This window comes from Acinetobacter sp. (genome assembly GCF_039596015.1).
Lineage (GTDB): Bacteria > Pseudomonadota > Gammaproteobacteria > Pseudomonadales > Moraxellaceae > Acinetobacter.
On record NZ_JBCNKN010000002.1, the window covers coordinates 91,233 to 113,781 of the forward strand.

The following is a 22,549-nucleotide window of genomic DNA, read 5'->3' on the forward strand; positions in this document are numbered from 1 at the left end:
AAGGAATTCAAATGCATCAAGTCAAAGTTTTTGAAGAAAAAAATACACAGGTTTTATTCGACCTGATTCAAAATCATCGTTTAGGTACGCTTGTGACTTCTTTTGAAGGCGAGCTTGATGCAAATCATATTCCGTTTGAAGTCATTGAACAGCCAAATTCGTTCGGGTTATTACGTGCCCATATCGCCAAAGCCAATCCACTGTACCAACAACTTCTAGAACATAAAGATACATCTGTTCTTGTTATTTTTCAGTCGGATAATGCTTATATTTCTCCCAACTGGTATCCAGAAAAAGTGATTCACCATAAAGTTGTGCCAACATGGAACTACATGGTGGTGCATATTAAAGGTAAGCTACGGTTGATTGAAGATCAAGAACAACTTTTAGAAATACTGAAAAACTTAACCCATCAGGAAGAAGCCAAACTTTCACAAACCACACCGTGGCAAGTTTCTGACGCACCACAGGATTATCTAGATCAGATGCTAAAGTATATTGTCGGCATCGAAGTTGAAATTACAGAAATGACAGGTAAATTTAAAATCAGCCAAAATAAAAATGCCGAAACAATTTCGACAGTTCAACAGGCTTTAGCGACAACACATCCGATTATGTCCAGCAAAATGAAAGGTTAAAATGAATCCTTTTCATGTTTTTGCGCTCTAGGATGTGTCTTATCATACACTTGTGCTAAACGGTCAAAATCTAAATGGGTATAGATTTGTGTGGTCGATAAATTACTATGCCCTAACATTTCCTGAATAGAGCGTAAGTCACCACTTGCCGAAAGCAGATGACTCGCAAAACAATGGCGCAGCAAATGCGGATGTAAGTCGACATTAACACCTGCTCGCTGTGCCTGATATTTCACACGGTTTTCAATTTGACGAGCCGTTAATGCATTGCCTTTTTGGGAAATAAAAACCGCATTTTCGGGTTGAAAGCCCCCCATCCAAATACGATAAATACTCAACCATGTCAGTAAGCTATCTTTGGCTTTTTGCCCAAATGGAACAATACGGGTTTTATTTCCTTTACCTGTTACACGCAGCAATAGACGGTTAAAATCGATGTCTTTTATTTTTAGTCCTTGCAACTCGGCTAAGCGCAGACCGCTTGCATAGAAAAGCTCCAACATCGCTTTATCTCTGAACCACAATTGCTGATCTGACACTTTTTCAGGTTCAGGTTGATCAATAATTTGATTGACTGTTTCAATATCAATCATGCCTGGCAAAGGTCGGGGTTGGCGTTTTAACTGAAAATCTTCCGCAGGGTTTACAGTTAAATATCCGCCTTGCTCTGCCCATTTCATAAACTGGCGGATTGAAGTTAAATGGCGTTGCAAGCTACTCGAACTTAATTGATCACGTTCTACACGCGCGGCTAAATATTGGCGTAAATCTGCTGCTTCAACATTTTTTAGTGCAATATTTTTTTGTGTACAAAATACTAAAAAATCATGGATATCACGTTCATATGCCACGAGCGTATGTGCAGACTGATTCTGGATTTTTCGTTCATTCAACCACATTTTCAAAAGTTGTTGAGCAAACTCATTCGAGGTGTGTGTATCCAATGATTCATCCTGTTTTGGCGCTAAAGTGATTGTAAATATTGAAGAATATCGTGTGCCACTTCGGTTGCACAACCATTTGCAAGCTGATGGTTACCACCTTTAATCACTTTGAGTGTGGCTTGTGGAAGTTGTTCAAGTAAATATTCACCAACTGCTATGGGGCTAATATCATCCTGATCACCCCAAATCAATAACACGGGTATCTGAATAAATTGCAGTAAGTCATCATAGCGCGTTTGAGTCGTCACAAACCAGTCAGGATAATTTAAAAATTCTTTCTGGTAGGCGTCTCTCCAATCTGCAACATGAAAAGGTTGTAGATCAACACCTCCAGATGTTGCAATGAGAACCAGACCTTTGATCAGTTCTGGCTTTTGTAACGCAGCTGCAATTGCAAAAATACCGCCCATTGACTGTGCAATCAAAATGGATGGTTGATCAATCTTCTGTAAAACAGCACTTTGTAGTTGAGCAAAATTATGGATCGTCGGATCTACTGGCATCTGACCAAATCCAGCATACGCAATGACACGTTTTTCATATTCATCTGGCAATTGTTGTATTAGCGGTTGCCAAAAGTCAGTACTCCCCGAAGCGCCGGGAAGGAATATCAGTTGTTCATTGATCATTTTCATGCTGTTTAGGTCTGATCCATCAAAATTATAAAAATCGAAGAATAAAAAAACACCCTTTAAATTAGACTAAAAGTGTCCAACTTTCGGGGTGCAATTCATAGACAGTTTTGATTACAACCAATGCCTAACCTTGAAAATAACGTAAGTCCAAACGTCCATCGTAAACTTTCGCGGTTGGCCCTGTCATCCAGACCACATCGCCCTCACGCCATGCAATATGAAGTCGCCCACCTGCAAGCTCGATTTCCACTTCATTTGCAAGAAGACCACGGCGCATAGCGCTCACTGCCGCGGCACAAGCGCCTGTGCCACACGCCAGCGTTTCACCAACACCACGCTCAAACACACGTAAGCGTGCATGTTTTTCATCTAAAATTTGCAGAAATCCCGCATTCACACGTTCAGGAAAACGAGTATGCGATTCAATTTGTGGGCCTAAACGTGCAACATCGGCTTTCATCACATCGGGAACTAATGTGACCGCATGAGGATTTCCCATACTTACAACATCAATATTTATGATTTCATTATTCGCTAATTCAAGCGGATACAAGGCTTCTTGTTCTTCTGCTAAAAATGGAATTTCCTCTGGTAAAAAGCGCGGCTGTCCCATATTGACCCGTACCCAGCCATTTGGCCCCAATTCAGGTTCCACAATCCCTGATTTGGTTTGTACTTTCATTTTGGTTTTATTGGTGAGTTGACGTTCATGCACAAAACGAGCAAAGCAACGAACACCATTACCACATTGTTGAACTTCTGAACCATCTGCATTAAAAATGCGATATTTAAAATCGACATTGGGCATATCTGGTGGTTCAACAATTAGTAATTGATCAAAACCAATTCCAAAATGGCGGTCTGCCATACGTTGGATGGTTAAGGTATCTAAATAGGCTGGCTGGCTGATGAGGTCAATCACCATAAAATCATTACCCAAGCCATGCATTTTGGTAAATTCTAACAACATTTTAATTTACTCCTCAGGCAATAAATGCTCGTTTTGCCATAAAGACTCAATTGTTTCCCGTTCACGAATCAGGTACGCGTTGGCACCATCAACCATCACTTCTGCCGCACGTCCACGTGAATTATAATTTGAACTCATTGCAAAACCATAAGCCCCTGCACCCGTGACTGCAAGCAAATCATTTTCCTGAATTGCCAGTTCCCGATCCTTCCCTAAAAAATCGCCCGTTTCACAAATTGCACCAACAACGTCCCATGCTTTTTTAGCCTGCTCTGGGCGCGGTGTAACTTCTTGAATATCCATCCATGCTTCATATAGTGAAGGACGAATCAGGTCATTCATCGCAGCATCAACAATTGCAAAGTTACGATGATTGGTCGGCTTAAGCAAATCTACTTTTGTGAGTAATACCCCTGCATTTGCACTGATACTACGCCCTGGCTCCATATAGACTTTTAAGCCTAATTTTTCTAAGGCAGGTTTTAGCGCATTGGCATATTCTTCAACAGTTGGAGGTGTTTCATCTTTATACACCACACCCAAACCACCGCCAATATCAATATGTTTAAGCTGAATCCCCATATCCGCTAAGGTATGAATCATCACGGTGACACGTTCAAGTGCATCTACAAATGGTTTGGTTTCTGTCAGTTGTGACCCGATATGACAATCAATCCCAATAATGTCTAAATGTGGCAATTGCTGTGCATATTGATAAGTTTCATATACAGTATCACTTGGGATACCAAACTTGTTTTCCTTTAGCCCAGTTGAAATATAAGGATGGGTTTTGGCATCGACATCTGGATTAACACGCAACGAAATAGGTGCTTTTTTGCCTAATTTTGCTGCCACTTTTTCAATGCGGTCTAATTCTGCATAAGACTCAACATTAAAACATGCAATACCGACATTTAAGGCTTTTTCAATATCTGCTTCTGTTTTGCCTAAACCTGAAAATACAATTTTTGAAGCATCTCCACCTGCGGCAAGGACACGTGCCAACTCCCCACCTGAGACAATATCAAAACCTGCACCCAACTTGGATAACACATTCAACACAGCCAAATTTGAATTTGATTTTACTGCAAAACAAATTTGATGGTCGATAAAAGCAAATGCCTGATCCATATCCAAATAATGCTTTTCAAAACTTTGTTTTGAATACACATAAAGTGGTGTTGAAAACTGTTGGGCAAGTTGTTCTAGTGAACATTGTTCAGCATGTAAAATCCCTTGGATGCGGGTAAAGCTCATGGGAAAATAATCCTTATATTATTGGGCTTGAGATGATGTAATTTCAGAAGCAGACTGAGCATCTTTATGTTGCTGTGGTTGATCATGGTTGTGATACAACAAGTATTTAGGGCGTGTATCTAAATGGGGATCTGAGGTTAACTGCAAGTCACCAGACTGCCCACAACCGACCAATGTTAGCATGGTTGCCAAACAGCTCATCGCACAAATCAATTGACGCATGATCGACATTACCTTCTTTATAAATTCAATGCAGTATACCGTGAACCTGATCATCACCAAAGTATTTCACATGAGTTTATACACAAATAAAAACACCAGTTATAGCAACTGGTGTTTTTCAAACGGCGCTCAAATTTATTTTTTCGGTCTATAGAAAAAATATCCAATGATTAAAAGCACAAACCAGATTGGACTCACCTTTAAGGCATTAAAAGTGTCAGGTTCTAAAGACAACACATAAAGCATGCCGATAAAGAAAATGATCACAACCCAACAGGTAAACAAGCCACCCGGTAATTTAAAGTTGGACTTTGCATGTAACTCAGGACGTTTTCTATAGTAGTTGATGTAACTCCAGATAATAATCAACCACACGCAAATAAAGAAAACTGTCGAAAGTGTTGTTGCAAGAGTAAACGCCTCTACAGTATTTGGTACAAGGTATTGCAATGCTGCACCGCCGAGTAAACACAGTGCTGAAAAATAGAGCGCATTGGCAGGTACACGACGTGAACTTAATTTACCAAACAGCTTTGGCCCTTGCCCTTCACGAGAAAGTCCGAACAACATGCGACTGGTTGAAAAAACACCACTGTTCATTGATGACATCACCGAAGAGAGCACCACCAAGTTCATAATAATCGCTGCTGCGGCAATACCCGCTTGGCTGAATAAGTTTACAAATGGACTAACACTTGGATTAACTTTATCCCACGGTGTCACAGACATCACAATAAGCAATGCCAATACATAGAAAATAATGATACGGATTGGAATCGAGTTAACTGCTTTAGGCAAGTTACGTTCAGGGTCTTTGGTTTCGGCTGCGGTTGTACCCACCAATTCGACACCGACAAAAGCAAATATCGCAATCTGGAACCCTGCAAGGAACCCTGAAATGCCTGTTGGGAATAAACCACCATTTGCCCATAAATGTGTGAATGAAGCGATTTCACCTGTTGTAGAGGTAAATCCTGTAAAAATCATCCACAAACCAACGATAATTAATACGACAATTGCAATAATTTTAACTAAAGCAAACCAGAATTCCATTTCTCCAAAAAGTTTCACTGTGACCAAATTCAGTCCCATAATGAAAAAAATTGAAGCGACACAAATTAATGCGGCTTGGTCTGGGCTAAATGGCTGCCCTGCATTAAAGAATTGAAGATAATTGATAATTGCCGATAAATCCGCAATACCAATAGTGATCCAGCACAGCCAATACGTCCAACCGACAAAATAACCAGCCCAAGGGCCAATCAAGTCGGTTGAAAAATCGATAAACGACTTATATTGCAAATTTGATAGCAGCAATTCACCTAATGCCCGCATCACAAAAAAGACCATCAATCCAATAATCATATAAATGAACAAAATTGAAGGCCCTGCTAGGCTAATGGTTTTGCCAGATCCCATAAAAAGACCTGTACCAATTGCACCACCAATGGCGATAAGCTGTAGATGTCGATTCGATAGGCTTTTGCTTAACTCCTCTTGTTCTATCGGAGTTTTTGAAGGTTGAGTTTCCATTGTTATTATTCGCTCTCTAAAATCAAACTACAAAAGTAACTAAAAACACATGAAATTGAAAAAGCTTTTTCCTTTCATATCTTCTTTTGTTTAATTAACTAACACATCCGACCAAATTTAAATCAAAATCTAATCTTTTATGCGCTGTGATTGTGCATCTTTTATTCAAAATAATTATTTTTTATAATCTCCTTATTTTTACTTCATTTTCGCACCAAATAGGTTCAAAATTTGCATCAAAATAAAACACTGTTTTATAACTGTTATGTGTTTTTATTTTTTGATCAAATTTGTATACCAGTTATCATTTGATAGTTATCATGTTTTTTACAAAAAAATATTAAAAATAACAAAATGATTTCATTTAAATTTTCAAAAAACGCACTATTTTAACTCAAAAAAAAGCGGCATTTGAATTTTACGTTCAATGCCGCCTTAAAATACTTAGCTTAACTTAGTACTTTTTCTGCTTTTTTTCTGTAAAAGCCATAATAGCCAATTGCAAGGATAACCAACCAAATTGGGCTGACCAATAATGATTTACGTGTATCTGGCTCAAGGACTAAAATTGCAATTGTGAACAAGAAGAAGATGATCACAATATAGCTCATAAATACACCACCAGGCATTTTGAAAATAGATTTTTCATGAAGCTCTGGTTTTAATTTACGATAACGAATGTAGCTAACCATGATAATGATCCAAACAGATACAAACAGAATCACAGAAAGTGTTGTTGCTAATGTAAATGCTTCGATGGTATTCGGTACAAAGAATTGTAATGCTGCACCACCCATGATACATGCACATGAGAATAACAAACCATTGGTCGGTACGGCACTTGCAGACAATTTACCCATTGCGTTAGGTGCTTGACCATCTTTTGCTAGACCATAAAGCATACGGCTAGTCGAGAAGATACCACTGTTCATTGATGACATTACAGAAGACAACACCACCAAGTTCATAATCACAGCAGCAGTTGGAATGCCTGCCATCAAGAATAATTCAACGAATGGGCTTTTATTTGGAACAACATGATTCCAAGGAATCACCGACATTACGATTAAAAGTGACAATACATAGAACAAAATGACACGAACTGGAATCGCATTGACAGCTTTTGGTAAGTTAATGTGCGGGTCTTTTGCTTCAGCAGCAGCAGTACCGACCAACTCGACCCCAATAAAAGCAAAAATAGCAATTTGGAAACCACCTAAGAAGCCTTCTAGCCCTTTAGGGAAAATACCGCCATGTGACCAAATATTGCTTAATGCTGCAACATCACCATTTGGAGAATGGTAATGTGTAAAGATCATATATGCCCCAGCACACACCAATGCAATGATTGCAACAATTTTGATAATTGCAAACCAAAACTCGGTTTCACCAAATAAACGAACGGTTAAAAGGTTAAGTACCAAAAGAAGAACCACACAGCCAGCACTAATTAATGCTTGCCCGCCAGGTGTAAACTGCATCCCATCTGGTAGCCAGAAAGTAAGATAGTTAATCACCGCGGTTAAATCTGCCATACCTGTCAAAACCCAACCAACCCAGTACGTCCACCCCACGTAGAACCCGGCTTTTGGTCCGATTAAGTCGTATGACATGTCAACAAATGATTTATATTCAAGATTAGACAGTAGCAATTCTCCCAATGCACGCATAAGGAAAAATACCATCACCCCAATAATCATATAAATAAGAAGGATAGATGGACCTGCCAAGCTAATCGTTTTACCAGATCCCATGAAAAGACCTGTACCAATTGCACCCCCAATTGCAATTAATTGTAAATGACGGTTACTCAAATTACGTTTGAGATCATGAGCTGAATGATCAGTATCGTGATTCATTATAGTCATGCAGAAAGTTCCTTGTTGCATTTTGTGTTTTAACAAACAAATAACGTGCCAAGTTATCTGCTATTCCATGTCAATTGGTTGTTTTTAGAACAGTCTATCATTTCCTTTCCCAATCATTGGGAATACTCATTTTGCCCCTTTATAGTTACCCTGTTCTCGATTCATTGTAAATATGATCAATCACTATTTTTTATAACTCATTATCCATTCTAAACATTAGGTAAAACCTATTTCATTCACAATACAATGTATTCAGAGCATTCACCCATGTATTAGATGAAAAATATTTTCAAAAATATAAGATATAAAAAGTATTACTAGAGAAAAATAGATTTCTTAAATGAACCGAAAAGAATGATGTAACTTGACAAGTGGTTTACCATTGCCTACGTTGCATGCTTTGTTTTATGGTGTTTATCACACCTTATGTTTTAGTCTATTTATTAGCTATGCTAAAACCCCAGCTATCCCTAATCATTAAGTGAAATTATTGAATGAGTAAAGTAAAAACCATCTACCGCTGTGAGCAATGTGGAGCAAGCCATCCAAAATGGGCAGGTCAATGTTCTGAATGTGGCGAATGGAACACTTTACTCGAAACCAAGCTTGAACCAGCCTCAACCCACCGTGCGAAAGTCCAGCTTGGAGGTGGTTATTCTGGTCAGGCTGCACAAATTACAACCCTTGATAAAGTTTCTGTTTCACTCGAAAGCCGTTTGCTGACAGGCAGCCAAGAATTTGATCGTGTACTTGGCGGTGGATTGGTTGAAGGTTCAGTGGTTTTAATTGGTGGAGACCCAGGTATTGGTAAATCAACCATTTTGCTGCAAACCGCAACGCATATTGCCAATCAGCAGTCTGCGCTTTATGTCACGGGTGAAGAATCGCTTTCCCAAGTTGCCTTACGTGCCCAACGCCTCGATTTACCCACCGATCAGCTCAAGGTTATGGCAGAAACCTGTGTTGAGCGAATCTGTGAAACATTGGCACAACTACGCCCTGCCGTCGCAATTTTAGACTCTATCCAAACCTTATATACCGAAACACTACAGTCTGCTCCGGGTGGGGTTTCTCAAATTCGTGAGTCAGCGGCATTACTTACACGTTTTGCCAAACACAGTGGTACAGCCTTATTTATTGTCGGTCACGTTACCAAAGAAGGTTCTTTGGCAGGCCCTCGTGTTTTAGAACACATGGTCGACTGTGTGTTATATTTTGAAGGTCAGACAGACTCCAGATACCGTATGATCCGTGCCGTCAAAAACCGTTTCGGTGCAGTCAATGAATTGGGTGTATTTGGTATGACAGATAAAGGCTTGCGTGGTGTCAGCAACCCTTCTGCCATTTTTCTTAGCCGTTATGAAGAAGCCATTCCCGGTTCAGTGGTCATGATTAGCCGCGAAGGAACACGTCCTTTATTGGTTGAAGTACAAGCACTTGTAGACGATGCACAAGGACAGCCTCGTCGGGTGGCTTTAGGTTTAGAACAAAACCGTTTAAACATGTTATTGGCAGTTATGCACAGACATGGTGGCGTTCAAACCATAGGACAAGATGTCTATGTCAATATTGTCGGTGGTCTAAAAATTACGGAAACAGGATCTGACTTAGCTGTTCTGTTGGCATGTGCTTCAAGTTTAAGAGGAAAAGCTTTTCCTCAACAACTGGCTGTTTTTGGCGAGGTTGGACTGTCTGGAGAAATCCGCCCTGTACCAAATGGACAAGAGCGTTTAAAAGAAGCCATCAAACAGGGCTTTAAATTTATTATCGTTCCCAAAGGAAATACACCACAAAAAGCAATTGAAGGTGTTCAAGTTATTGCCGTTTCCCGTTTGCATGAGGCATTAACCGCAGCCTTACAACTAGAAGATGCTTCCTAAGCTTTACTGCCGTTCTCATAAATATCTTTATGAAGGCCTGAATCTACTTATATGTATAAGATATGAGTAGATTCTGCTAAATTTTGAAGGAATCTGAGCTTCAAGGATGAATATTTACTATATCGCTATTGAAATTGCTGTGAAATGACTGCATAAATACTTGGCAAGATTGTTATGATTTCTCATATACAATCTCGATTGAAAACGTCATTTCTGATTATAGGAAAACTGAATGAACACTCGCCGTCGTGGCTTAGTTGCTAGCATCTTAATGGCAACTTTGGTGGTTTCACCGTTAGTTGATGCAAAACGTGTAGGTGGCGGTCGAAGCCATGGCATGACACGTTCTGTAGCACCAAGTCAGTCTTATCAACAAACTCCGTCACATCAAGCTGCACCAGCTACAACTTATAGTAACACTGCACCTCAACAAAAATCAGGTTCAGGTGTTGGTAAAATGGTTGCTGCGGGCGTTGCAGGTGCCGCTGTGGGCGCAATTGCTGCAAATGCAATGGCAGATGATCGTCATGCAGCGACCTCAAATGGTACAAGTGCAGCAGATTCAACCCAACAACAAGCACAACAACAAAAACAAGAGAAATCTGGTTTACCAGGCTGGATTTGGATTGTCCTCATTGGCGGTATCGCTTTCTTTATTTTCCGTCGTATGAGCGCAAAAAAAAGTTTAGCAACCAACACAGGTGCAAACCCATACGCTCCAAACAATAATGGTCCGTTTGGTCAAACACCATCAACTCCACGCAATGTATCAAATGACAGCACCAATATTTTTGGTCAAAGCGTTGGTGGAAATACAACGACTACGGCTCAACCGCCATTTGCGGGTACTGCATACACCAACAGCGGCAATCAACTTCCAGATGGAACTGAACCTGCTGCCTTTTTACGTATTGCCCGTCAGCGTTTTAACCACATCCAATCGATTAACAGCGCAAGTAATGTTGAAGAAATTCGCCGTTATTTGACACCTGATCTTTATAATTCAATTTATCAGGACATCATGTCGAATCAGGATCAGGACGTTGCTGAATTTAGTAACCTAAATGCAATGGTTGTCGATTCTTCTATCGAAAACGGTCAATACGTTGCAAGTGTGCGTTTTACAGGAAATGTTTCAGAAGACCTTAACAGTCAACCAAAACCTTTCTCTGAAACTTGGCATTTTGTAAAACCAGCAGGCTCTCAGCAAGACTGGCTTGTTGCAGGTATTCAAGTTGAAAGTTAATTTTTAACAACCAAGATAAAAAAGGCTCAAATTGATTTTGGGCCTTTTTATTAAACAATTTTTAGAGTTACAAACCAGAGTGAATTGAAGAAATAGAAGGCATTTCAGTTGTTAAAAATCGTTCAAAATCCTGCATATCTTGCGGTGTAAAAAGATAAGGCTGCGTAACTTCCATTTTCCCTTTTAATAATGTGAAAGCACTATGCTTTTGATATTTAATGTCCTGATCCATTCCAAAGAGCGTTGCACTACAAGAATAAGGGATTTTTTGTTGTGAAAAGAAGCTCCGAATTTGCGCAAAATACTTATGCCAATAAGCAACCTGTAACTGATTTTCAAGCTGAAACTGAATTAAAACGGTATATTGTTGCCCATTCTGAGAAATATTAGCAGGACAATCTTTAAAAAACTTTCCAATCAGTATCTGCATTTTTTCAATACTAAAAGCATGATTTAGTGTCGCAATATGGAATTGATATATATCTTCCATGATAATTTTCCTTTCTGACCACTCCTGCTCTAACAAAGAACAGATTATAATTATTAAAAATGATACTTATATCACATTTATTTAAAATAAAGACAAATTAAACACATAAAATATACTATTTTAGTCTAGTCCGATCTTCAATATATTCTTTATGTATAAATTTATATTTCCAATAAAAGCCCTTTATCTTAGGCCTCGCTCCATTGATTAGTTTGTCCTAAAGAAGACTTATGTTCCTAAGCACATCTAGAAATATAAAGTAGTGCAGATGGTTACTGCCTTATCAATATCTATTTACCAAAATAACAAACGCCCAATGAAAGTCATCAGGCGTTTGTTAAATTAAGTGTCAATTTATTTCTAGGTATACATATCAACGATTAGGCAACGGAATAAACTGCGCATTACTGTTTTTGATTCTGCGCTCTCCCACTTTTACATCAAATTGAATTCGTTGCTTTTTCCGTTCAACAACCAATTGAATGGTGCTATTCGGTGCTTGCAGTGCAACATAATTAATCAAATGTGATGGTGAAGTAATTTTTTCCTGATTCACCTGAAGAATACGATCTCCAATTTGAACGCCTGCATTTGCCGCTGGCCCATGATTCAGAACATCTGCCACAACCACGCCAGACTCTTCAGATTCGAAACCATTCTGATGTGTTGCAACCAAACTAATTCCTAACCAGCCACGAATCACCCGACCATCTTTCAAAATAGAATTAAATACTTGCTGACAGATTTTTGCAGGAATTGCAAAACCAATCCCTAAAGAACCACCTGACTGTGAAAAAATGGCCGTATTGATTCCCACAAGATTTCCCGCAACATCAATAAGTGCCCCGCCCGAGTTACCTGGATTGATGGCAGCATCTGTTTGAATAAAATCTTCATAGGTGTTAATTCCTAAATCGGAACGACCTAAAGCAGAGATAATTCCTTGAGTCACGGTCTGACCCACACCAAATGGATTACCAATCGCCAAAACGACATCCCCGACATCATTACCACTTTGTTTAAATGGCAAAACAGGCAAGTCTTTCAAATCAATTTTAATCACAGCCAGATCTGTATCTGGGTCAGTTCCGATCACTTTTGCCTGTGCCCGACGACCATCATGAAGTGCGACGACAATCTGATCTGCCTGTGCAATCACATGATTGTTTGTCAGAATATAACCATCTGAACGCACGATTACACCTGAGCCTAGACTATTTTCATTTTGATTTAACTGATCTGGAATTTTACCGCCAAAAAATTCTTTAAACGCGGGGTCTTGTAATAAAGCATTGTCATTACGCATGACTTTTTGTGTCGTAAAAACATTGACAACAGCAGGCGCTGCAACTTTAACAGCAGCACTATAGGATTCTACCGCACCTGATTTATGGGTATCGACCAGTGGTTCAACTTTTTCAACGGGCATTTGCACGCCATCAGATGCTATAGGCGCTTTCGGTTTCTGGATTTTTTGCCACGTTAAAAAACCTAAAACCACGACAATCAGTAACAACCAAGGCAACCATGAAAAGGCTTTACGCACGTTATTTTCCTCTACCTTTTTTTAATTAATTGATCACTAAACAAATTCTGCCTATTTTAGAACGAAAAGTACATTTTTAATTCAAAACACTGACATGATTTTGTCTAGCATTCGTTACAATGTAAATGAAATCAAATCATTTTGGCTTATTGACTCAATTTTTGGACGCTTACAATGACTTCTTTATCCAATATTTTACAGTGGTGTGATCAGACGCTTAAAACCGCTGAGTTTAAAGATTACGCTCCGAACGGTTTACAAATAGAAGGCAAAGGCACTGTTAGCAAAATTATGTGTGCGGTCACTGCTTCTTTAGATGCCATTGAAGCCTGTATAGATCAAAAGGCAGATCTGTTACTGGTTCATCATGGCTATTTTTGGAAAGGCGAACCTGCACCGATTACAGGGATGCGTGGTCAACGGATTAAAAAACTCATTCAACATGATATTTCTTTAGTTGCCTATCACCTTCCCCTCGATTCACACCCTCAATTGGGCAATAATGCATCCATTGCAGAATTATTAGAACTCACCGATATTGAACCTTTAGACCCGAGTGAAAAACACCCGATTGGAAATATTGGATATTTAAAACAACCGCTCTCCCCTGAAGCATTTAAACAATTGCTTTCAGAAAAGTTTAATCGTGAAATTACACATCTTCCTGCAACAACACAACAGATTCAAAAAATTGGATTTTGTACAGGTGCAGCACAAGATTTTATTACCCAAGCTGCAAATCAAAACTGTGATGCCTATATCTCGGGCGAAGTCAGTGAACGGACGTTTTATGAGGCTAAAGAACTTGGCGTCCATTATTTCGCCTGCGGTCATCATGCAACTGAACAATTTGGTGTGCAACGTCTAGGGCAGGCATTGTCACAACAGTTTAATCTTGAGTATGCATATTACGAATTGGCTAATCCTATTTAACGCATATCTAATTCACGCGAAAGAATTGTTATTCATTCATAGTTTGTATTACATTATTGATCAAACAGACATTTTGCCTAAAAATGTTTTACACTTAGCGACACTAATTGTCTAACCCCAGCAAATGCAAGGATTGAAAAAATGACAACCATTACATTACCAGCACTTCCATATGGCTATGAAGCGCTTGAACCACACATCAGCAAAGAAACTCTAGAATATCATCACGATAAACACCACAACACATATGTGGTTAATTTAAATAATCTTATTAAAGGCACAGACCTTGAAGGTAAATCTTTAGAAGAGATTATTAAAGCAACTGTTGGTGATGCATCTAAAGCAGGTATCTTCAACAATGCTGCTCAAGTATGGAACCATACATTCTACTGGAACAGTTTATCTCCAAACGGTGGTGGTAAACCTACTGGCGCAATTGCTGCAAAAATTGATGCTGCTTTTGGTTCATACGAAAAATTTGCTGAAGCATTTGCGAATGCTGCTGCGACTCAATTTGGTTCAGGTTGGGCTTGGCTTGTTGCAGATCAAGTCAATGGTGACCTTTCTATCGTTAAAACATCAAATGCAGACACACCGCTTGCACATGGTCAAGTTGCTGTGTTAACAATTGATGTTTGGGAACACGCTTACTACATCGACTTCCGCAATGCACGTCCTAAATACATCTCTACTTTCCTTGAAAGCCTTGTAAACTGGGATTATGCAAATGCTAAACTTGCAGGTGAAGCTGCTGGTGTAGAGAAATAATCTCTGCTTTTGCATTAAAAAGGGTGCGACAAAATTGCACCCTTTTTTATAATGCTTAAAAACATCCCTTGTCTTTTTATTTAAATCAATAATAATAAATTTATTGAACCAAAACTGTTTTATTCAAGGTTGGTTCTTTGGTTAAACATTTTGCTAAATAATCAATAAACACACTTATTTTAGGCGCTAAATGTCTGGTTGGTGGATATAAAATCCAGACCTCGCCGCTATAATTTGTCTTAAAAAACCAATCGGGTAAAACTTGAATCAATACGCCTTGTTCTAAAGCTGCTTTCGCAGTGAAATATGGTAGGCTTGCAATCCCAATATGTTGTAATGCTGCATCTAGTCGGATTCCCGTATGATTTGCTGCATACCGACCTTTGACCGTGACACTCACCGCTTTAGTTCCTTGACGAAATTTCCAGATGGAATCGCTCGGTTCTTCACCCAAGACAATACAACAATGTTGTTTTAAATCATGTGGATGCTCAGGATTACCCTGTTGTTTTAAATACTGGGGCGTTGCACATAAAAGATGGTCTATTGGAAACAACCTACGCCCCATTAAACCTGGAGGTGGTTGATCGGTGATCCGAATTGCAATATCAATATCACTTTCAATTAAATCTACATAACGATCATCAAGTTGAAGCTGCACATCAACTTTTGGGTATTGCTTCAAAAATTCAGCCATATAAGGATGAACCACATTACGCCCAACTGCTTTAGGAACACTAACCCGAATTACACCTTGGGGCTCATTGTTATACTGCCCTGATGTCACCATGACAGCTTGTGCTGAATTCACCATAGCAAGGCAATGCGCATAAACATCTCGCCCACTTTCACTCAATCTCAGTTTACGCGTAGTTCTTTGTAATAACCGTGTACCTAATGCTTTTTCTAACCGTGAAACCGAACGGCTAATTGCAGATGGCGTAGCCGCAAACTGTCGAGCCGCTTCAGAAAAGCTTCCTGTTTCGACAACTTTTGCAAAAACAGCCATCTCATTCAACAATGATAAAGTTTTATTTGTGCTCATAGCGCAAAAATTATTTGAGTTTTAAATGGATTATCACGCCATTTTTTATTGAATACAATAAAAACCATCACGTTAATCTTAAATTCCTTTGGAGTAATCATGTTCACTTCTTTTTATTGGCATGAATTCTTAGCCTTGGCACTTATTCATTTCTTAGCAGTCATCGCGCCTGGGCCTGACTTTGCAATTACAATTCGCCAAAGTGTCATACATGGACGAAAAGCTGGAATTTTAACCGCAATTGGAATCGGTGCAGGGATTTCTGTGCATGTGATCTATACACTGATTGGTATCGGGGCTCTTTTACATACCACACCGTGGCTGATGAATATCGTAAAAGTCATGGGTGGACTCTATCTCATCTGGTTAGGGATCAATTTTCTTCGAGCAAAAGCAAACACGACCAATGAGTTACAATTTGATCGTCAGGAACACTCACCTGTTTCAAATAAAAAAGCGTTCTTGGTCGGGTTTATTACCAATGCGACCAATCCTAAAGCAACCATCTTTTTCCTTGCTATTTTTACAACTGTCGTCAGCCAAACAACGCCTTTATCCATTCAAATTTTTTATGGAATCTGGATGTGTTTGGTCAATGCACTCTGGTTTATTGTCGTAAGTATTCTATTTTCTCATTCTAGCATTAGACAAAAATTTGTAGCATCGGGTTATTGGTTTGAGCGCGCGATGGGAGTTGTGTTAATTTTATTTGCAATCCGCTTATTTTTGACCAGTTTTTAAAGCGTTATTTTCAAAAATAATTTTTTCGTTCATTTTAGACAGTTTTATTTCTGGGTAAAATTCAAACAAATCACTGGATTTTAAGGCAAAAAACCTCATTTCAACTGTCTTTTGTTTAGAAATAAAGCAGTCATTTGTTTTTATTCAAATAAATGCTTGACCAAGTGCGCATGACTCCATAAAATGCGCATCAGATTCTCCAATAGCTCAGTCGGTAGAGCGACGGACTGTTAATCCGCAGGTCCCTGGTTCGAGCCCAGGTTGGAGAGCCAATCTAATCTCCCATAGCTCAGTCGGTAGAGCGACGGACTGTTAATCCGCAGGTCCCTGGTTCGAGCCCAGGTGGGAGAGCCAAGATTCTAAAAGCCCGCTATTCTATGAAATAGTGGGCTTTTTTTATGGCATGAAACAACACCCTTATCATCCAAAATACCGAAATACCCACTATCCTAAAATCAATATTCTTCCCATCGATTATGCAACATAACGGTCTGAACGATGATTCAATGTCAAAATCATATTCAAAATGAGTACACCCAGAATTGAAATGAGCAACAATTTCACATTTACATAATGCAATGAAGCAAGCAGAATGCACACATCCATCATCATTTGAACTTTACCCGCAGCAATGCCATAGCGTTTTTGGATAAACAAAGCCAATAAATTAAAACCGCCCAAACTAGAATGATGGCGAAACAGAATCAGAAAACCGATGCCCATAAAAATGTTCGCCAACACCGTCATATAAAGTGGAGACATGCCTTGAACATGAATAAATAACGGATGCACTTCTGTTAAAAGAGATAATAGTCCTACTGCTATAAATGTCTTGAGCACCATTCCCAAACCAAGTTGCTTATAGGCTAAATAATAAAATGGAACATTGAGCATAAAGAAAACCAATCCGAATTTAACCCCCATCACATAGTGAATAAGCAAAGCTAAACCTGCCGTTCCACCTGTTAATGTCCCTGCTTGTTGCATTAACAACATCGCAAAAGAAATCATAAATGTAGCCGTGAGCATGGCTAAACCATCTTCAACCCATGAATGTGGTTTAAATTCAATATTTGCATTTATCATTAACAGAAATATCCCTATCAAGTTAGTTTTTTATACCTCATTCTTTTCTTAAAAAGAAGTGACTTTCCCCTCAATACATCAGCCATAAAAATAAAAAAAGCGTACCAGCCGCACTGATACGCTTTTACAGGAAATGAATGATCTTAATGGATATTTAAGGCATCTTTCATAATAAAGAACAAGTCGGTCTGATCAATTAGCCCCACAATATTCGCTGCACGAGGGCCATACGCCGCAATACGAACCTGTGAACCAGTATGTTCCTGACTATCACCCGTAGATGTTCCATAGTTGACCGCCATAACCGAATTGTCTTTTGTGATAAGACTTGCAGTTTTTCCAGGGCTGTCTGCATCGACTGGAATAATTTGACTGGTATGCGCATGATCCCCCGTAACGATAATTAACGTATCAGGATGTGTTTTGGCATACGCCAATGCTTCTTGAATGGCTTCATCTAACGCGACAGTTTCACCAATTTGACCACAAGGGTTAGCAGCATGATTTTGCTTGTCAATCGAGCCACTTTCGACCTGCAAGAAAAATCCTTTTTTATTTTGATCTAACAGTTGAATTGCTTTAGCGGTCATTGTAGCTAAAGTGGGTATGTTACTGGTGCGCTTGGTATTGGTTTCACAACGATATGGCGTTTGTTTATTGCCGCCTAAAACTGCTGTTGGGCCTGTCCAGCTTACAGGCAAGTTCCCATCAGCAAAAAGACCAAGTACAGGCTGTTTCTGATCTGCAACTGAAATATTTTGTAGTTCTGTCGTATTGGTCACGACTTTATATCCCAGATGTTGTGCCTGCTCTAACAAGGTTTTGCCTTGATATTGCCCTGCTGTGGCCTTTTCTTGAAAGGATGCCATCCCCCCGCCTAATGTCAGATCCGCACGACTTTGTAATAACTGTTCGCTGATCGAACCCATCCCTCCTTTTTCCAAGGCATTTGTTGGGCACAGTTTTGTCGTTGAAGAAGGCGAATAGCATTTACGAGAAGTCACATGTGCAATCAGTGCGGCAGGTGTTGCATCTTGTAATTCAGTCGTTGTTACATTGCCTGTCGCAAAACCCGCTTGTTTTGCTAAAGCCAAAATGGATGTTTTGGGCTGACCATTAACATCAACACCAATTGCACCATTATATGTTTTTGTCCCTGTTGCCCATGCCGAAGCGGATGCTGCCGAATCGGTCACATAGTCAATACTTTTGTCTTTTTTATTCAATGAATACGTCGTATAACTCCCTGTAAAAGGTAAACTGTCTATTCCTTTAAAATAATTTCCTGCACCCTGAGCATAATTACGTGCAATGGTAATTTCAGAATCACTTGTTCCATCGCCAATAAATAAAATAACATGTCGAACATGTTGCTTTTGAATTGCTGACTTTAATAGATCACTACGTTCTGTGGTTAAACGTGTTGCACCTGAAAACTGATCAACGGCCCCTTTCGCCTGTGGCGATAAAAGTGCCGCAGAAGTAGAGGAAACCCGTGAGGGTTGGACTGAACAGGCAGTTAACGCCATAACCAAAGGTAGACATATAAATTGATAGGATTTCACCTAACGACTCCATAGCATTGTTTTTTTAATTGAAGCGCTACCCTAACCGATAGATATTACAATTTAATAACGATACGATCTTTCAGTGTATATTTTGCATACCAACTTGCAAAAAAGCTTATTTTTAAACCGCTTAGATCATTTTTATCTATTTTTTGAATACAAATACTTGACCAGAAGCCAACTGAACACTAGAATTCATTTCCATATTCTCCCATAGCTCAGTCGGTAGAGCGACGGACTGTTAATCCGCAGGTCCCTGGTTCGAGCCCAGGTGGGAGAGCCAAAATTCAAAAAACCCACTCAGTTTGAGTGGGTTTTTTTATGATTTAAGATGTGATGCTGTGCTGACCCAATTTTCTTTTTCTCATCCTTTTATTCTTCTTAGTATTTTCCTATTTTTAGGATTTTGGGGTTTTCGACTCCTTAAAAAAAGCAAGCAACAATATTTTGCCAGACCACTGATTACGCAATTCGAAACGCGTATGTTCAAACAGTTAAATCATGCTTTTCCGCATTATCATATTATGACTCAGGTCGCTTTTAGCGCACTCATTACCAGTCAGGATTATAAAATCAGAAATCAATTTAACCGTAAAGTAACAGACTTCGTATTGGTCAATGCCCAATGTCAAGTTAAAGCAATTATTGAACTTGATGACCCAACACATCTTAATAAAGTAGCAGAAGACCGATTCCGCGATAAAATGCTCACTGAAGCAGGTTATCAGGTCTTCCGTTATACCGAGATTCCATCTATACGTCAGTTACAACGCGATATTTTATGATGATCACGAATGCCGACCTCCATAGATGAGGAAACAAATTTATAGGTGTAAAAAAAGGATAGCGATTGCTATCCTTTCATTTTATTGCTTCGGTTGATTTGAGACCTGAGCTTCCTGATCTTTTTGCAATTGCTGATATTGCTGCTGACCACTCATTTGTTGGTTTTTATCTTTTGCTTCACGCTCTGCCGTATATTCAGCACGCATCTGATCATATTCCTGTTTGGTTTCAGCATCTTCATGCGCTGCAAAGAATAAGACTAAAACCAACAATATTGGAATAAGCAATGCGATTGAAAAAATCATCCAACGCTTGCGGTCACGTTGTTTTAAATCCTGCGACATAAAAAGTGTTCCTACCTAGATGCACTGCATAATTAGAAGGTATTGATGGTCTAAAAAAGCAACAATACCTGCTAAAGCAACGCAATAAAAATACCAGAGAAAATGATAATCCCAACCCAGCGGTTATGTAAAAACATTTTAAAACAACGCTGCGGGTCACGATCCTTGATTTGCGTCCATTGATAGACAAAATCTAGCGCAACCAGTGTTAAGGCGATGGTACCATAAGGATGCAGTAATTCCTCTCGAAGCAATGCATATCCAATGAGGAAAATACTGAACACCTGTAATAAAGCAATGATGGTAATATCATAGCGACCAAATAAAATAGCCGTAGATTTTACCCCAATTTTTAAATCATAAGCACGGTCTGTAATTGCATATTGGGTATCATACGCAACAGTCCATGCCAAATTACCGAAATACAATAACCAACACGTAAAATCTAGAGGATGTCCAACGGCAGTAAAAGCCATTGGAATTGACCATGAAAATGCTGCACCTAAAAATACTTGTGGTAAATGGGTATAACGCTTCATGAATGGGTAGATAAAAGCGAGAATCACGGCACCAAAAGAACAATAAAAGGTCGCAATAGGCAAGAAAAATAATAGCCCTGCACTCATAGCAACCAATACAGCAAAAACAATAACGGCTTCAACAGGACGGATGATCCCTGTTGCTAACGGTCTATTTTTGGTTCGTGCAACATGCCCATCGACTTTACGATCTGCAAAATCATTAATTGCACACCCTGCTGCGCGCATAAAAACTGCACCAAGCACCATAACCACAATCAGCTTTACAGATGGCGTTTCTCCCGCTGCAATCCATAATGCCCAAAGTGTTGGCCACAAAACTAACTCTGTTCCAATTGGCTTGTCAAAACGACATAGATAGTAATATGCCTGTAAGCGTTGCTGCCAACTGATTTGCTGTGCCTCTGCCATAACGACCCTTAATTAAACTGAAGATCTAAGAAAAGTTTCAAATGCAGGAAGGAAGGTTTCTTGCACAATAAACTTACATCCATGCCAAGTATAACAACTTTGTCGTGTCCACCCTTCTTTGAGATGAATCACTCGACGCTGACATTTTGGTGTTGTTCGCTGAAAAAGAAAACGCCCAATTGGCTTTTTGCCAATATGAGGAAAAATCCGTGCTTTCTTGTGTAAGCTTAAAATCGGAAAAATACTTTTTGCCTGCACCCAAGGTGCTGACTCACAGCCAAATAAATAGCTTTCTCTGACCCATGCCAAATGGTAGTCAGGCATATTCATCCATCGGGCATTAAGAAAATCCAAACGCTGATAGGACTCTGCAATAGGTTCAACACTAAATTGACCTTGTGCAAGCTGAGTTAATTGAAGTGTCAAGGAGCCTTCTGCATATAACCAAGGTTTAAGATATTCGGGCAATTCATGATGTAATTGGCGGGTCTTAAAGCGTGGCATATCTGGTTGTCCAAGGAGGCTCACGCTATTTTAACCGAAATTGATTCTGTTCTGTTGTAGCAAATTGGATTAATGATTGACTAGAGGTCTTCTTCTATGAAAAAACCGACTGCCATTTTAGACAGTCGGTCATGTATTTGATGTGACTAACTCTAAATCACTTACACAATGACATTCAGTGTTACATCGATATTACCACGTGTCGCATTTGAATATGGACATACAATATGTGCAGCCTGAACAAGTTTTTCAGCTTCTGCCCGATCCATACCTTCTAAATGAATATTTAGCGTTGCTTCAACACTAAATCCTGTTGGAATTGGGCCAATACCCACTTCACCATCAATTGAGATATCGTTAGGAATGCTGACTTTATCACGTCCAGCAACAAACTTGATTGCACCAATAAAACATGCTGAATAACCTGCCGCAAATAGTTGTTCTGGGTTTGTTACTGCGCCACCAGCACCGCCCATTTCTTTTGGAACCCCTAATTTAACATCTAGCACGCCATCGCTAGAAGTCGCACGACCATCACGACCGCCAGTTGCTGTTGCTTTTGCTACGTATACAACTTTTTCAAGTGACATTTTTC

Annotated in this window: 22 protein-coding genes, 3 tRNA genes and 1 pseudogene; 10 read left to right on the top strand and 16 right to left on the bottom strand. The window is 39.4% G+C overall.

The window, feature by feature from the left end:
* Window positions 1–11 precede the first annotated feature (11 nt).
* A complete protein-coding gene (locus tag ABDV70_RS02170; protein ID WP_343595059.1) occupies window positions 12–638 on the top strand; it encodes an FMN-binding negative transcriptional regulator in 627 nt (208 codons plus the stop codon).
* Here the strand turns inward: ABDV70_RS02170 and ABDV70_RS02175 are convergent.
* The 7 genes from ABDV70_RS02175 to ABDV70_RS02205 form a co-directional block, all read right to left on the bottom strand.
* On the bottom strand, window positions 635–1,582 hold the full coding sequence (locus ABDV70_RS02175; protein WP_343595060.1) for a tyrosine recombinase XerC: 948 nt from the start codon (window positions 1,580–1,582) through the stop codon (window positions 635–637). The two genes, ABDV70_RS02170 and ABDV70_RS02175, sit on opposite strands and share 4 nt — an antisense overlap.
* Before the next feature lie 20 nt (window positions 1,583–1,602).
* Entirely contained in the window at window positions 1,603–2,217 is a 615-nt protein-coding gene (locus tag ABDV70_RS02180) for an alpha/beta hydrolase (RefSeq protein WP_343595061.1), read from the bottom strand.
* A 124-nt stretch (window positions 2,218–2,341) separates the two neighbouring features.
* Window positions 2,342–3,187 carry a diaminopimelate epimerase gene (gene dapF, locus ABDV70_RS02185; RefSeq protein ID WP_343595063.1) on the bottom strand — a complete coding sequence of 282 codons (846 nt, stop codon included), beginning with the start codon at window positions 3,185–3,187 and terminating at the stop codon, window positions 2,342–2,344.
* 6 nt (window positions 3,188–3,193) lie between these two features.
* Window positions 3,194–4,444: a diaminopimelate decarboxylase gene (gene lysA / locus ABDV70_RS02190; protein ID WP_343595064.1), complete on the bottom strand. Its 1,251-nt coding sequence runs from the start codon at window positions 4,442–4,444 to the stop codon at window positions 3,194–3,196.
* 18 nt (window positions 4,445–4,462) lie between these two features.
* A complete protein-coding gene (locus ABDV70_RS02195; RefSeq protein WP_343595066.1) occupies window positions 4,463–4,666 on the bottom strand; it encodes a hypothetical protein in 204 nt (67 codons plus the stop codon).
* 135 nt (window positions 4,667–4,801) lie between these two features.
* A complete protein-coding gene (locus ABDV70_RS02200; RefSeq protein ID WP_343595067.1) occupies window positions 4,802–6,199 on the bottom strand; it encodes an amino acid permease in 1,398 nt (465 codons plus the stop codon).
* A gap of 449 nt (window positions 6,200–6,648) precedes the next feature.
* On the bottom strand, window positions 6,649–8,067 hold the full coding sequence (locus tag ABDV70_RS02205) for an amino acid permease (protein ID WP_343595069.1): 1,419 nt from the start codon (window positions 8,065–8,067) through the stop codon (window positions 6,649–6,651).
* A gap of 494 nt (window positions 8,068–8,561) precedes the next feature.
* Here ABDV70_RS02205 and radA point away from each other — a divergent pair, with 494 nt between their 5' ends.
* Together radA and ABDV70_RS02215 are read left to right on the top strand one after the other, a co-directional pair.
* Complete coding sequence (gene radA / locus ABDV70_RS02210) at window positions 8,562–9,947, top strand: DNA repair protein RadA (protein ID WP_343595070.1); 1,386 nt, start codon at window positions 8,562–8,564, stop codon at window positions 9,945–9,947.
* A gap of 232 nt (window positions 9,948–10,179) precedes the next feature.
* Window positions 10,180–11,193, top strand: a complete 1,014-nt coding sequence (locus ABDV70_RS02215) for a TIM44-like domain-containing protein (protein WP_343595071.1) — start codon at window positions 10,180–10,182, stop codon at window positions 11,191–11,193.
* 67 nt (window positions 11,194–11,260) lie between these two features.
* Here ABDV70_RS02215 and ABDV70_RS02220 read toward each other — a convergent pair whose 3' ends face one another.
* On the bottom strand, window positions 11,261–11,683 hold the full coding sequence (locus ABDV70_RS02220) for a hypothetical protein (RefSeq protein ID WP_343595073.1): 423 nt from the start codon (window positions 11,681–11,683) through the stop codon (window positions 11,261–11,263).
* Between the two features lie 373 nt (window positions 11,684–12,056).
* Window positions 12,057–13,229, bottom strand: a complete 1,173-nt coding sequence (locus tag ABDV70_RS02225; RefSeq protein WP_343595075.1) for a trypsin-like peptidase domain-containing protein — start codon at window positions 13,227–13,229, stop codon at window positions 12,057–12,059.
* A 174-nt stretch (window positions 13,230–13,403) separates the two neighbouring features.
* On the opposite strand from ABDV70_RS02225, the gene ABDV70_RS02230 reads away from it, so the two are divergent.
* Both ABDV70_RS02230 and ABDV70_RS02235 read left to right on the top strand, forming a co-directional pair.
* Window positions 13,404–14,162 (top strand): Nif3-like dinuclear metal center hexameric protein, encoded by a 759-nt coding sequence (locus ABDV70_RS02230; protein WP_343595077.1) that lies wholly within the window; start codon window positions 13,404–13,406, stop codon window positions 14,160–14,162.
* Window positions 14,163–14,303: 141 nt separating this feature from the next.
* Window positions 14,304–14,930 carry a superoxide dismutase gene (locus ABDV70_RS02235; protein ID WP_343595079.1) on the top strand — a complete coding sequence of 209 codons (627 nt, stop codon included), beginning with the start codon at window positions 14,304–14,306 and terminating at the stop codon, window positions 14,928–14,930.
* A gap of 100 nt (window positions 14,931–15,030) precedes the next feature.
* Here the strand turns inward: ABDV70_RS02235 and ABDV70_RS02240 are convergent, their stop codons facing one another.
* Window positions 15,031–15,975, bottom strand: coding sequence for a LysR family transcriptional regulator (locus ABDV70_RS02240; protein WP_343595081.1), 945 nt, complete (start codon window positions 15,973–15,975; stop codon window positions 15,031–15,033).
* 99 nt (window positions 15,976–16,074) lie between these two features.
* On the opposite strand from ABDV70_RS02240, the gene ABDV70_RS02245 reads away from it, so the two are divergent.
* From ABDV70_RS02245 to ABDV70_RS02255, 3 genes are all read left to right on the top strand, one after another.
* Window positions 16,075–16,716 (top strand): LysE family translocator, encoded by a 642-nt coding sequence (locus ABDV70_RS02245; RefSeq protein WP_343595083.1) that lies wholly within the window; start codon window positions 16,075–16,077, stop codon window positions 16,714–16,716.
* Between the two features lie 196 nt (window positions 16,717–16,912).
* A tRNA-Asn gene (locus ABDV70_RS02250) sits at window positions 16,913–16,988 on the top strand.
* Between the two features lie 6 nt (window positions 16,989–16,994).
* Window positions 16,995–17,070: transfer RNA gene (locus tag ABDV70_RS02255), tRNA-Asn, on the top strand.
* 120 nt (window positions 17,071–17,190) lie between these two features.
* On the opposite strand, the gene ABDV70_RS02260 is transcribed toward ABDV70_RS02255, so the two are convergent.
* Together ABDV70_RS02260 and phoA are read right to left on the bottom strand one after the other, a co-directional pair.
* A complete protein-coding gene (locus ABDV70_RS02260; protein WP_343595085.1) occupies window positions 17,191–17,802 on the bottom strand; it encodes a YitT family protein in 612 nt (203 codons plus the stop codon).
* A 143-nt stretch (window positions 17,803–17,945) separates the two neighbouring features.
* Window positions 17,946–19,331 carry an alkaline phosphatase gene (phoA, locus tag ABDV70_RS02265; protein WP_343595463.1) on the bottom strand — a complete coding sequence of 462 codons (1,386 nt, stop codon included), beginning with the start codon at window positions 19,329–19,331 and terminating at the stop codon, window positions 17,946–17,948.
* A 246-nt stretch (window positions 19,332–19,577) separates the two neighbouring features.
* Between phoA and ABDV70_RS02270 the strand changes: the two genes are divergently transcribed.
* Window positions 19,578–19,653: transfer RNA gene (locus ABDV70_RS02270), tRNA-Asn, on the top strand.
* 151 nt (window positions 19,654–19,804) lie between these two features.
* Window positions 19,805–20,155: pseudogene (locus ABDV70_RS02275) on the top strand (DUF2726 domain-containing protein); the annotation flags it as partial.
* Between the two features lie 81 nt (window positions 20,156–20,236).
* Here the strand turns inward: ABDV70_RS02275 and ABDV70_RS02280 are convergent.
* The 4 genes from ABDV70_RS02280 to ABDV70_RS02295 form a co-directional block, all read right to left on the bottom strand.
* Complete coding sequence (locus ABDV70_RS02280; RefSeq protein WP_343595087.1) at window positions 20,237–20,500, bottom strand: hypothetical protein; 264 nt, start codon at window positions 20,498–20,500, stop codon at window positions 20,237–20,239.
* A gap of 71 nt (window positions 20,501–20,571) precedes the next feature.
* Complete coding sequence (ubiA, locus tag ABDV70_RS02285; protein ID WP_343595089.1) at window positions 20,572–21,450, bottom strand: 4-hydroxybenzoate octaprenyltransferase; 879 nt, start codon at window positions 21,448–21,450, stop codon at window positions 20,572–20,574.
* Between the two features lie 12 nt (window positions 21,451–21,462).
* Window positions 21,463–21,954 carry a chorismate lyase gene (locus tag ABDV70_RS02290; protein ID WP_343595464.1) on the bottom strand — a complete coding sequence of 164 codons (492 nt, stop codon included), beginning with the start codon at window positions 21,952–21,954 and terminating at the stop codon, window positions 21,463–21,465.
* A gap of 161 nt (window positions 21,955–22,115) precedes the next feature.
* Window positions 22,116–22,544, bottom strand: a complete 429-nt coding sequence (locus ABDV70_RS02295; protein ID WP_343595090.1) for an organic hydroperoxide resistance protein — start codon at window positions 22,542–22,544, stop codon at window positions 22,116–22,118.
* Window positions 22,545–22,549 lie beyond the last annotated feature (5 nt).